Here is an 11,222-nt window from a genome sequence, read left to right as displayed (position 1 = left end):
ACATGGTCGACGTCGCACTGCGAGCCGGGATCCCGCCGTTTCACGTCATGGACGTGTGGCTGGCCGCCGACGAACGCCAACGCTCGCACGGCGACCTCGTCAACCTCTCGGCCGGGCAGCCCAGCGCCGGGGCACCGACGGCGGTACGCGACGCCGCCGTCGCTGCGCTGAATCAGGGTTCGCTCGGTTACACCGTCGCGCTCGGTCTCCCCGAGCTGCGCGCCGAGATCGCCGCGTCGTACCGAAAGTACGGCGTCGACGTCAGCGTCGACGAGGTGGTGCTCACCACCGGCTCCTCCGGCGGGTTCCTGCTGACATTCCTGGCCTGCTTCGACGTCGGTGATCGCGTGGCGATCGCCAGACCCGGCTACCCGTGTTACCGCAACATCCTGACCGCGCTCGGCTGCGAGGTCATCGAGATGCCGTGCGGCCCCGAAACCCGATTCCAACCGACGGTCACGATGCTCGAGGCGCTCGATCCCCCGGTCGCCGGCGTCATCGTCGCCAGTCCGGCCAACCCGACCGGCACCGTCATCCCGCCCGAGGAGCTGGCCGCGATCGCTCGCTGGTGTGACGAGACGGACGTGCGGCTGATCAGCGACGAGGTGTACCACGGGCTGGTCTACCCCGGCGCGCCGGTGACCAGCTGCGCGTGGGAGACCTCACGGAATGCCGTGGTGGTCAACAGCTTTTCGAAGTACTTTGCGATGACGGGCTGGCGGTTGGGGTGGCTGCTGGTGCCCACCGAGTTACAGCGGGCCGTCGACCGACTCACGGGCAACTTCACCATCTGTCCGCCGGCGCTGGCCCAGCATGCCGCGGTGGCCGCGTTCAGGCCGGAGTCGCTGGCCGAGGCCGACGGTCTGCTGTCGCACTACGCCGAGAACCGCACATTGCTGCTCGACGGGTTGCGTGGCATCGGCATCGATCGGCTCGCCCCGACCGATGGTGCCTTCTACGTCTACGCCGACGTCAGCGATTACACCGACGATTCGCTAGCCTGGTGTTCGAAACTGTTGGCCGACACCGGCGTTGCCATCGCTCCGGGCATCGACTTCGACACCGTGCGTGGCGGCTCCTATGTGCGACTGTCGTTTGCGGGGCCGACGAGCGACATCGACGAGGCGCTGCGCCGCATCGGGTCGTGGCTTCCTACGTCGACTTCGCGGTGACGCCACCTTCGACGGCTTCTACGTCGGCGGCATCGACGTCGGCCAGATCCACGCCCTTGGTCTCCCGGGCGAACGCCAACGCCACGAGAGTGACGGCCGCGGCGCCGGCCAGATAGATCGCAATCGGTACCGACGAGTGGAACTCGGCCAACAGGCGCACCGCGATGACCGGCGCAAGTGATCCCGCGACAATGGCCGTCACCTGATAGCCAAGGGAGACACCGGAATATCGCATCCGGGTGGGGAACATCTCGGACATCAACGCCGGCTGCGGGGCGTACATGAAGGCGTGGAAGACCAGGCCGAGCACGATCGCCGACAGGATGACGACATTGTCGTGGCTGTCCATCATCGGGAAGGCGAAGAATCCCCACGCCCCGGTGCCGAGCACACCGACGAGGTATACCGGTCGACGCCCGAAGCGGTCGGACAGGGCGCCGACGAGCGGGATGGCCACAAGATGCACCGCGTGTGCGACCAGCAGCCACAGCAGGATCGAGTCGGTGTCGGCGTGCGCGTGCACCTTCAGATAGGTGATGGAGAACGTGACCACCAGGTAGTACATGATGTTCTCCGCAAACCGCAGCCCCATGGCGGTCAGGACGCCGCGCGGATACCGGCGCAACACCTCGACGGCGCTGAACGACGACGCCTTGATCTGCTCGGCTTCCCGTTGTGCCACAACGAAGATCGGGGCGTCGGTGACCTGGGTCCGGATGTAGTACCCGATCAGCACGACGACGGCCGAGAGCCAGAACGCCACCCGCCAACCCCAGGACAGGAAGTCCGCGTCGGACAACGTTGCGGTCAGCGCCAACAGCACGACGGTGGCCAGCATGTTGCCGACCGGCACACCGGCCTGTGGCCAACTGGCCCAGAATCCGCGGCTGCGGTTCGGGCTGTGTTCGGCGACCAGGAGCACCGCCCCGCCCCATTCACCACCGACTGCGAAGCCCTGCAGAAAGCGCAGTACCACCAGCAGGGCGGGCGCCCAATAGCCGATCTGGTCGTACGTCGGCAGGCATCCCATCAAGAACGTGGCGACGCCGACCAGCAGTAACGAGAACTGCAGCAATTTCTTGCGGCCGTACTTGTCGCCGAAGTGCCCGAACACGATGCCGCCCAACGGGCGTGCGACGAAACCTACCGCGTAGGTGAGGAACGCGGCCAGGATCGCGTCGAGTTCGCTACCGATCCCGGGGAAGAACACCTTGCTGAACACCAGGGTGGCGGCAGTGCCGTACAGGAAGAACTCGTACCACTCCACCACCGTGCCGGCCATCGACGCGGCGACGACACGGCCCAGCCCCGAGGGCTGGGCCGCAGACTCACTTTCAGGCATGCGTCAGTGTGGCACCGGTCGCGTCCTGAACATCGTCGAAAGTGAGATCCGGTGCGGTTTCGACCAGTGTCAAGGTGCCGTCTCCGGTGACGTCGATGACCGCAAGGTCGGTGATGATGCGATGCACGACCCGTTCCCCGGTCAACGGCAGCGTGCAACTCTCGACGATCTTCGGCTGTCCGGACTTGTCGACGTGTTCCATCAACACGATGACGCGCCCGGCACCGTGCACGAGGTCCATCGCGCCGCCCATGCCCTTGACCATCTTGCCCGGCACCATCCAGTTCGCCAGGTCGCCGAACCGCGAAACCTGCATGCCGCCCAGCACCGCGACGTCGATGTGGCTGCCGCGAATCATCCCGAAGGACAACGCCGAATCGAAGAATGCGGCACCCGGGAGTATGGTCACCGTCTCTTTGCCGGCGTTTATCAGGTTGGCGTCGATCTCGTCGGCGGTTGGGTATGGGCCGGTGCCCAGGATCCCGTTCTCCGAGTGCAACGTCACGTGCACATCGCGGTCGAGGTATCCGGGAATGAGCGTGGGCAGACCGATGCCGAGGTTGACGTACTGCCCGTCGGACAGTTCCTGTGCCGCACGGGCGGCCATCTGTGACCTGGTCCAGCCCTTGGTGATCACCGAATCTGTCATGCCGACACCTCCTCGCGCACGGTGCGCTTCTCGATCCGTTGTTCCTGCGGCCCCGTCTCGACGATGCGCTGCACGAAGACACCGGGGAGGTGGACCTGCTCGGGGTCCAATTCACCTGGCTCGACCAGCTTTTCGACCTCGGCGATGGTGATCCGGCCGGCCATCGCGACCAACGGGTTGAAGTTCATCGCGGTCTTGTCGAACACCAGGTTGCCCTGGGTGTCCCCCACGGCGGCGTGCACCAGGGCGAAGTCGGCGTGGATGCCGGTCTCCAGCACGTAGCGACGCCCGTCGAACTCGCGGGTCTCCTTGGGGGGTGAGGCGACGGCGACCGAACCGTCGGCCGCGTAGCGCCAGGGCAACCCGCCGTCGGCGACCAACGTGCCCACCCCGGCCGGGGTGTAGAACGCCGGGATTCCGGCCCCGCCGGCCCGCAGCCGCTCGGCGAGCGTGCCCTGTGGCGTCAGCTCCACCTCGAGTTCGCCGGCCAGGTACTGCCGGGCGAACTCCTTGTTCTCTCCCACATAGGAGGCGGTGACGCGGCTGATGCGGCCCAGCCCCAGCAGCACGCCGAGACCCACACCGTCGACGCCGCAATTGTTGGAGTACACCGAAAGGTTCCCGACTCCGGCATCGGCCACGGCCTGGATCAGGCTGTCGGGGATACCGCAGAGTCCGAACCCGCCGACGGCCAGCGAGGCGCCGTCACCGATGTCGGCAACCGCCTCGCGGACGTCAGCCACCTGCTTACCGGCCATACTCGATGCTCCTGCGTTTGTTCAGTGGATGACTTGTCCAGGCGAGAACACCATCAAACAGCTGGTGAGCGCAAGACTTGGCGGCCCATCGGCGCCGTTCTGTCCGCTGAGGTGACACCGGGCCGCTCTGGCGTCCATTCAGTGGACGCTAGAGTCGGGACTGTGGCTGAAGGTGAATCCGGCACTCCGGTGATCACGCGGGCTGCGACGATCCTGCGCGCGCTCGCCGACGCCCGCTCCGACGGCGTCACCACGACCGAGGTCGCCCGGGCGACGAACATGCCGCGAGCGACCGCACACCGCATGCTCACCGCGCTGGCCGGCGAAGGCCTCGTCGACCGGGCGCCCGACACCGGGCTGTGGTTCCTCGGTCCGGAGGTGTACCTGCTCGGCTCGGTGGCCGCAGCGCGGTACGACGCGGCCCCGCTGGCCACCGACATCCTGCGAGCGCTGGCGCGTGACACCGGCGAGAGTGCGTTTCTGTCTGCGCGTCGCGGCGACGAATCCATCTGTGTGAGCGCCGAGGAAGGCAGCTTCCCGCTGCGCTCCCACGTCCTGCATCCGGGCAAACGGTTTCCGCTCGGCGTCGCCTCGGCGGGAATCGTGATGCTGGCGCACCTGCCGGACCCGGAGATCACCGCCTACCTCGATCGCGTTGACCTGACCGCGGAGTGGGGCGAGACGCACTCCGCTGCCCAACTTCGCCGCCGCATCCAGCAGACGAGGATCAAGGGCTACGCGGTCAACCCGGGTTTGATCGTCGAAGGCAGTTGGGGTATCGGCGCGGCGGTGTTCAACGAGCTCGGTCAGCCGATGTGGGCGCTGAGCCTGACCGGTGTGGAGATGCGTTTCGGAGCGCAACGTCAGGCCGCCCTCGGGGAAGCGCTGCTGCTGGCCGCACATACGCTCGGTCAGCGGCTCAAGCGCAAACGGTAGCCGGCCGACTGCCGGTCCCGCGGGCCTCGGTGGGTCTCGGTTGGGTGCGCGAGGGCGCGGGATATCCGATGTGCCCGCCTGTTAGCGACTTCTCAGCGACAATCGCCACACCGGTATCGTGACGCCTCACCAATCCCATTGTCGCTCGTCGTTTTTGGCACACGGACACCTCCCGTCTCATGGGCCTCACCTGCCCAGTGTCCGGTTGCCAGCGACACTGTCGCTGGTAGCTGGACAACCCAAAACCCGTGGCGGGTGGGTTTTTTGGGGCTTCGGTGACGTGAGTAAACAGTGGCCTCGTGGCGAACGGTGCCTCTGGTGCCTGAGAGGCGATTGTCGCTGAGAAGTCGCGGATAGGCGGGCAGACCGGCACCCCACACGACACGCCAAGGCGATGCGTGTATGGCCAACCTGATCGACACGTCGGGCCGGGTTTTCGCCGGCGAGGGGTGGTCATTTCCTGTTCTGGTAACCCGCGGTAAGCCAGTAGACGGTGCGATCCAGACTGGGCAGGATGTCGGTGATCTCGATCTCGCCGGCGGTGAACCGTCCCACGAGCCCGAACACCAGGCTCGTCACGATGCTGTCGAGATCGTCGACGAATGCCTCGTCGACTCCATCCAGGATGGTCAGGCCGGCGGGCACCACGGCGTCGAGCCCACGGCGCACCAGGCGGTCCCCACCCGGAGCTGCCCTGGCTCGCGAGTAGGCCCGCAACATGTCCGGGTGCTTCTCCCACGGCTCGAACAGGGTGCGGAACATCCGCATCAGGGCCTCATACAGGGACTCCCCCGGCTCACGCACCTGTCCGGACACGCCCGAGTACCGGTTCTCAGCCATCCAGGAATCCAGCGCGGCCAGGATCAGCTCGTCACGGGTGGAGTACCGCTTGTAGATCGTGGCCAGGGACGTCTTGGCCCGCCGCGCCACCTCACGCAGCTGCACGCCGTCATAGCCCTCGGTCTCGAGGAGTTCGACGACGATGTCGAGGATCCGATCGCGTTCTTCTGCCACTTCGAAATCATCCTTGCCGCCGTGGTGTAACCAGGTTACCGTACCTGGGTAACACGGTTACACCCATTCGGCAAAGCGAGGATCAATGGGCAATCTGGACGGAAAAGTCGCCTTCATCACCGGGGTCGCCCGAGGTCAGGGCCGCAGTCATGCGGTCACGCTGGCCGGCGAAGGCGCAGCGATCATCGGTGTCGACATCTGTGCCGACATCGCCTCCAACCCGTACCCCATGGCCAGCCGTGACGAGCTCGACGAGACGGTCGCCCTGGTCGAGGCAGCGGGCGGCAAGATGCTCGGCACCGTCGCCGACGTGCGCGACTTCCACGCACTCAAGAGCGCCGTCGACTCCGGCGTCGAGCAGTTCGGCCGGCTGGACATCGTGCTGGCCAACGCGGGCATCGCGCCCACCGCGTTCCGGGAGGTGACGATCGACGAGGACCTCGCGATGTGGACCGACGCGATCGGGGTCAACCTGGTCGGCTCATTCCACACCGCCAAGGCCGCGATTCCGCACCTGATCGGCGGCGGACGCGGTGGCTCCATCGTGTTCACCAGCTCCACCGCCGGGCTGCGCGGCTTCGGCGGATCGCAGGGCGGTGGCCTGGGCTACGCGGCATCCAAGCACGGCATCGTGGGATTGATGCGTACCTTGGCCAATGCCCTTGCCCCGCACAACATCCGGGTCAACACCGTGCATCCGACCGCCGTCAACACCATGATGGCCGTCAACCCGGCGATGACGGCGTTCCTGGAGAACTACCCCGATGGGGGACCGCACCTGCAGAACCCACTTCCGGTGGAACTGCTTGAGCCCCAGGACATCAGCGCGACGATTAGCTACCTGGTCTCCGACGCTGCCAAATACGTCACCGGGGTCACCCTCCCCGTCGACGCCGGCTTCACGAACAAGCTCTGATGGGGCGCGTCACCGGCAAGCGCGTGCTGATCACCGGCGCAGCACGCGGCATGGGCCGAAGCCACGCGGTACGTCTGGCCGAGGAAGGTGCCGACGTGATCCTCGTCGACATCTGCGAATCACTGCCCGAGGTGGAGTATCCCCTGGCCACCCGTGAGGATCTCGACGAAACCGCCCGTCTGGTAGGCGAATTGGGCCACCAGGCACTAACCTATGTGGTCGACGTCCGCGACGGCGCAGCGTTGAGCGCCGCGGTGGCCGACGGCGTCGAGAAGCTCGGCGGCCTGGACGCCTCGGTCGCCAATGCCGGGGTGCTGACTGCCGGCACCTGGGACACCACCACCGCCGAACAGTGGCGCACCGTCGTCGACGTGAACCTGATCGGCACCTGGAACACCTGTGCGGCCGCGCTGCCGCATCTGGTGGAACGCGGCGGCAGCCTGATCAACGTCAGTTCGGTGGCCGGGGTCAAAGGCTCACCGCTGCACACGCCGTACACGGCATCGAAACACGGGGTGGTCGGCCTCAGTCGAGCCCTGGCCAACGAGCTTGCGGCGGTGAATGTTCGGGTCAACACCGTGCATCCCACCGGCGTCGCCACCGGGCTGCGACCCGACACCCTGCACACCCTGATCCACGAGACCCGTCAAGACCTGGGCCCGATCTTCCAGAACGCGCTGCCGATCCAGATGACCGACGCCCTCGACATCAGCAACGCGGTGCTGTTTTTGATCTCCGACGAGGCCCGGCACGTCACCGGGCTGGAATTCAAGGTCGACGCCGGGGCGACGATCCGATGACCGCCGCCGACACCCGAACCGCGCGCGGCCGGCGGGAGTTCGCCGAGGTGATGACGTTCGAGGCACCGAACGATCCAAGCCCGGCCACCGCGAACCTCATCGACTTCGTGTTCGCCGAGGTGTGGCCGCGCCCCGGGTTGTCCCGCCGCGACCGGCGCTTCGTCACGCTGGCCTGCGTGGCGGCGGCCGACGCCGAGGGACCACTGCGTGACCACGTCTACGCCGCCCTCAACAGTGGGGACGTGTCCATCGTCGAAATGCGGGAAGCGGTCCTGCATTTCGCGGTGTACGCGGGCTGGCCCAAGGCCTCGTGGTTCAACATGATGGTCGACGAGCAGTGGGACCGCATCCACCGCGAACGCGGGCTGACCCCGCCCGCACCCGAGCCGCTGCTGCCGCTGCCCACACCGAGCGATCCGGAAGAACGACTGGTCTGCGGCGAGCAGTCCTTCCGGGACATCAACTGCATCCCGTTCGCCCCGACCCGGGACAACCCGTACTCCGGGGCCGGGATTCTGAACTTCGTGTTCGGGGAGATGTGGTTGCGGCCCGGCCTGGGCATGAAGGAACGGCGGCTGATCACGGTGGCCTGCGTGGCGTTCCAGGACGCGCCGCTGCCGATCCTCAGCCACGTCTATGCCGCGCTCAAGAGCCGCGATGTCTCGTTCGAGGAAATGGACGAGCTGGCACTGCATTTCGCGGCGTACTACGGCTGGCCCAAGGCCGCGAACCTCAACCAGGTGATCCGGGAACAGCAGCAACGTGTGCTCGAGGAAGAGAACGCCGAGGCATGAAGTTCGAGCACATCTACCCGGCGACCGGCCAGCCGAACGGGACCGTGGACCTGGCCGGAGCCGCCGAGATCGACGAAGCGGTGACCGCCGCCGCAAGGGCGCAGCGGAAGTGGGTCTCACTGACCGTCGACCGGCGCCGCGACCTGCTGATCGACCTGGCCGACGTGGTGCACGAGCACCTCGACGAGCTCGCGAAGCTCAACGTGGCCGACTATGCGGTGCCGATCTCGTTCGCCGGCACCGCAATGCTTCTGGAGCGGTTCCTGCGACATTTCGCGGGTTACGCCGACAAGCCGCACGGGGTGACGACACCGGTCAACGGGTCGTTCGACATCAATCTCGTCGAGCGTGAGCCCTATGGCGTGGTCGGCGTCATCACGCCGTGGAACGGCTCCCTGGTCGTCACCGGATCGTGTGTCGCGCCGGCGCTGGCCGCCGGCAATGCCGTCGTCCTCAAACCCTCCGAGCTCGCGCCGTTCGCGGCACTGCGCTTCGGCGAATTGTGTCTCGAGGCCGGGCTGCCCCAGGGACTGGTGACTGTCGCCCCGGCCGACGCCGAGGGCGGCGAGGCCCTGGTCCGTCATCCCGGCATCGGCAAGATCGCCTTCACCGGCGGCGGTGGTACGGCACGCAAGGTACTGCAGGCTGCCGCAACGAATCTCACGCCGGTGGTCACCGAGTTGGGGGGCAAATCCGCCAATCTCATCTTCGCCGACGCCGATCTCGACCTGGCCGCCACGCTGTCGGCCCACCAGGGCCCGCTCATGCAGTCAGGACAGAGCTGCGCATGCGCGAGCCGGATACTGGTCCACGATGCGGTCTACGACGAATTCCTGGAGAAGTTCCTCGCCGTCATCGGTTCCGCTAACATCGGCGACCCGATGGATCCCGCGACCACGTTCGGACCGGTGATCAGCCAGTCCGCCGCCGACCGGATCCTGGCCGCCGTCGATACCGCGGCGTCCAACGGTGCGGGTGAATTGCTGATGGGCGGCAAGCGGATCGATGGCAAGGGCTATTACGTCGAACCGACGGTTTTCGGCGATGTGGACAACTCCTCGGAACTCGCGCAACTGGAGACCTTCGGACCGGTCGTCTCGGTGATGCGGTTCCGCGAGGAAGACGAGGCGGTGCGGATCGCCAACGACACCCCATATGGCCTGAACGCCTTCGTCCAGACGACCGATCTCAACCGTGCCCATCGAGTGGCCCGTCGGCTGGAATCCGGATCGGTGTGGATCAACCAGTTCAGCGACATCTCACCCCAGGGTCCGTACGGCGGTTACAAGCAGAGCGGCTCCGGCCGGACCGGCGGCATCGAGGGCCTCAACGAGTTTCAGCAAGTAAAGAACATCCGGATCGCCGTGCGTTGATACGGTTTTTCGATGAAGTTCAGGTTCACTCCTGGCCGCCGAAACGACCGCCGAGTGGTGCCCCGAGATGATCCTGTCGGTACCGATCGCGCGGGCCGCACGGCACTGCACTACGCCGTCACCAACGACCCGGTTGGCCTCAATTACACGGCCGCCCTCAAAGACCCGCAGCTCGCGGCCGAGAACTTCCGGATCGGCAACCAGTTTCGGACCGAGAACACCACGCGACTGCTCGCGTTGGGGGCTGACGTCAACGCCGTCGACAACGTCGGGATGACGCCGCTGCACTTCGCCGCCCAGAGCGACAGCATCGACATCGTGAAGATCCTGCTCGAAGCGAACGCGAACGTGAACGCTGTCGCCGAAGACGGCTGCACGCCGCTCTATCAGGCCGTGCGCAATACGACCGGGAAACGTGCCGACATCGTGGCGGTGCTGATGGCCGCCGGAGCCGACCCCACGATCGACGACGGCAACGGGCCGGCCGTGCTGAGGTTCATCGCGCGCGTCGGCGGGGGCGAACTGAGGGACCTGATGGCCGAGTACGGGCACACCGCGCGCTGATTTCCCGGCTCCGGTTGACGTGAGCCAGGCAACACCCCACAATAGCCGTCATGTTCGGTCAGAAATCCACATCGACGGTCAGCCGTGCTGCCGGTTGAACGTCACGAGGCGATCGTCGAGGCGGTAGGCACCGCGCAAGCGATCAGCACCGACGAACTCGTCCGGCGCCTCGGGGTATCAGCCGAGACGATCCGGCGTGACCTGGCCCTTCTCGAAGAACGCGGCGAGCTGCGTCGGGTCCACGGCGGTGCCGCCGCCGTCTCGGATCATCGCCCCATCGAGCCGTCCTACTCCGAACGCACGATGATCCGGCACCAGGCCAAGGCACAGCTGGCCCGGGTGGCCGCCGGTCTGCTGGAGAACGGGCAGACCGTCATCATCGACATCGGGACGACGGCCGTCGCAGCAGCCCGGGCGATCCCCCGCGGCTTCACCGGCACCGTGATCACCCCTTCGCTGCCGGTCGCGGTGGAACTGGCCGACCGCCCCGGAATCGAGGTGCTGCTGGCCGGCGGCCGGGTCCGGGCCGGGGATCTGGCCTGCTCGAATGCGCACACCAAGAGCTTCTTCACCGACGTCTACGCCGACATCGCCCTGCTGGGCTCCGGCGGTGTCGACGCGGCCGCTGGGCTCACCGATTTCCATCTCGACGAGATCGACGTGCGCCGCACGATCATCGCCAACAGCGCCCGCAGCTACATCCTCGCCGACTCGTCCAAGCTCGGGAAGGTGGCACCCTACCGGGTCTGTGACTTGAGCGCGGTCGACGGCGTGATCACCGACGAGAACACCGACCCGGCCGTGGCCGCGGCCTTGGAGGAGACGGGAGGTGTGGTCATGCCGGCGCGGCCGGCGAGCGCCTGAAACGGGTGCGGGCGACGTTGCAGCGCCGCCCGCAGACCGA

At 66.7% G+C, this 11,222-nt stretch carries 12 protein-coding genes; 8 read left to right on the top strand and 4 right to left on the bottom strand.

Annotation, left to right across the window (positions count from 1 at the left end; all coding sequences use genetic code 11):
- Positions 1 to 2: 2 nt before the first annotated feature.
- A complete protein-coding gene (locus A5733_RS02200; protein WP_076238908.1) occupies positions 3 to 1,172 on the top strand; it encodes a pyridoxal phosphate-dependent aminotransferase in 1,170 nt (389 codons plus the stop codon).
- Here A5733_RS02200 and A5733_RS02195 read toward each other — a convergent pair.
- The 3 genes from A5733_RS02195 to A5733_RS02185 are packed head-to-tail and all read right to left on the bottom strand — an operon-like array spanning position 1,153 to position 3,921.
- Positions 1,153 to 2,514 carry an MFS transporter gene (locus tag A5733_RS02195; protein ID WP_076238907.1) on the bottom strand — a complete coding sequence of 454 codons (1,362 nt, stop codon included), beginning with the start codon at positions 2,512 to 2,514 and terminating at the stop codon, positions 1,153 to 1,155. The two genes, A5733_RS02200 and A5733_RS02195, sit on opposite strands and share 20 nt — an antisense overlap.
- A complete protein-coding gene (locus A5733_RS02190; RefSeq protein WP_067776387.1) occupies positions 2,507 to 3,163 on the bottom strand; it encodes a CoA transferase subunit B in 657 nt (218 codons plus the stop codon). Before A5733_RS02190 ends, A5733_RS02195 begins: the two co-directional genes overlap by 8 nt.
- The gene (locus A5733_RS02185) at positions 3,160 to 3,921 is read right to left on the bottom strand and encodes a CoA transferase subunit A (RefSeq protein WP_076238906.1); all 762 of its coding nucleotides are present in this window, start codon (positions 3,919 to 3,921) and stop codon (positions 3,160 to 3,162) included. The genes A5733_RS02190 and A5733_RS02185 overlap by 4 nt, the downstream gene beginning before the upstream one ends.
- 162 nt (positions 3,922 to 4,083) lie before the next feature.
- Between A5733_RS02185 and A5733_RS02180 the strand changes: the two genes are divergently transcribed.
- Positions 4,084 to 4,857, top strand: coding sequence for an IclR family transcriptional regulator (locus tag A5733_RS02180; RefSeq protein ID WP_067776383.1), 774 nt, complete (start codon positions 4,084 to 4,086; stop codon positions 4,855 to 4,857).
- 453 nt (positions 4,858 to 5,310) lie between these two features.
- Here A5733_RS02180 and A5733_RS02175 read toward each other — a convergent pair whose 3' ends face one another.
- A complete protein-coding gene (locus A5733_RS02175) occupies positions 5,311 to 5,871 on the bottom strand; it encodes a TetR/AcrR family transcriptional regulator (RefSeq protein WP_067774038.1) in 561 nt (186 codons plus the stop codon).
- A gap of 85 nt (positions 5,872 to 5,956) precedes the next feature.
- Here A5733_RS02175 and A5733_RS02170 point away from each other — a divergent pair, with 85 nt between their 5' ends.
- The 6 genes from A5733_RS02170 (at position 5,957) to A5733_RS02145 (ending at position 11,182) form a co-directional block, all read left to right on the top strand.
- Positions 5,957 to 6,787, top strand: coding sequence for a mycofactocin-coupled SDR family oxidoreductase (locus A5733_RS02170; RefSeq protein ID WP_076238905.1), 831 nt, complete (start codon positions 5,957 to 5,959; stop codon positions 6,785 to 6,787).
- A complete protein-coding gene (locus tag A5733_RS02165; protein WP_198938712.1) occupies positions 6,787 to 7,587 on the top strand; it encodes a mycofactocin-coupled SDR family oxidoreductase in 801 nt (266 codons plus the stop codon). The genes A5733_RS02170 and A5733_RS02165 overlap by 1 nt, the downstream gene beginning before the upstream one ends.
- Complete coding sequence (locus A5733_RS02160; RefSeq protein ID WP_076238903.1) at positions 7,584 to 8,381, top strand: carboxymuconolactone decarboxylase family protein; 798 nt, start codon at positions 7,584 to 7,586, stop codon at positions 8,379 to 8,381. The genes A5733_RS02165 and A5733_RS02160 overlap by 4 nt, the downstream gene beginning before the upstream one ends.
- Positions 8,378 to 9,754 (top strand): aldehyde dehydrogenase, encoded by a 1,377-nt coding sequence (locus A5733_RS02155; RefSeq protein ID WP_076238902.1) that lies wholly within the window; start codon positions 8,378 to 8,380, stop codon positions 9,752 to 9,754. The genes A5733_RS02160 and A5733_RS02155 overlap by 4 nt, the downstream gene beginning before the upstream one ends.
- Positions 9,755 to 9,766: 12 nt before the next feature.
- Positions 9,767 to 10,318: an ankyrin repeat domain-containing protein gene (locus tag A5733_RS02150; RefSeq protein ID WP_083665949.1), complete on the top strand. Its 552-nt coding sequence runs from the start codon at positions 9,767 to 9,769 to the stop codon at positions 10,316 to 10,318.
- A gap of 84 nt (positions 10,319 to 10,402) precedes the next feature.
- On the top strand, positions 10,403 to 11,182 hold the full coding sequence (locus tag A5733_RS02145; RefSeq protein ID WP_067774022.1) for a DeoR/GlpR family DNA-binding transcription regulator: 780 nt from the start codon (positions 10,403 to 10,405) through the stop codon (positions 11,180 to 11,182).
- Positions 11,183 to 11,222 lie beyond the last annotated feature (40 nt).

This window comes from Mycobacterium sp. NS-7484 (assembly GCF_001953975.1).
In the GTDB taxonomy this organism is placed as follows: domain Bacteria; phylum Actinomycetota; class Actinomycetes; order Mycobacteriales; family Mycobacteriaceae; genus Mycobacterium.
Note: the sequence above shows the minus strand (reverse complement) of the source record. Positions and strands in the feature narration are given on the sequence as shown.

Coding starts and splice junctions, on each gene's coding strand:
- A5733_RS02200 (WP_076238908.1), top strand. CDS start 3: ATGGTCGACGTCGCACTGCGAGCCGGGATCCCGCCGTTTCACGTCATG.
- A5733_RS02195 (WP_076238907.1), bottom strand. CDS start 2,514: ATGCCTGAAAGTGAGTCTGCGGCCCAGCCCTCGGGGCTGGGCCGTGTC.
- A5733_RS02190 (WP_067776387.1), bottom strand. CDS start 3,163: ATGACAGATTCGGTGATCACCAAGGGCTGGACCAGGTCACAGATGGCC.
- A5733_RS02185 (WP_076238906.1), bottom strand. CDS start 3,921: ATGGCCGGTAAGCAGGTGGCTGACGTCCGCGAGGCGGTTGCCGACATC.
- A5733_RS02170 (WP_076238905.1), top strand. CDS start 5,957: ATGGGCAATCTGGACGGAAAAGTCGCCTTCATCACCGGGGTCGCCCGA.
- A5733_RS02165 (WP_198938712.1), top strand. CDS start 6,787: ATGGGGCGCGTCACCGGCAAGCGCGTGCTGATCACCGGCGCAGCACGC.
- A5733_RS02160 (WP_076238903.1), top strand. CDS start 7,584: ATGACCGCCGCCGACACCCGAACCGCGCGCGGCCGGCGGGAGTTCGCC.
- A5733_RS02155 (WP_076238902.1), top strand. CDS start 8,378: ATGAAGTTCGAGCACATCTACCCGGCGACCGGCCAGCCGAACGGGACC.
- A5733_RS02150 (WP_083665949.1), top strand. CDS start 9,767: ATGAAGTTCAGGTTCACTCCTGGCCGCCGAAACGACCGCCGAGTGGTG.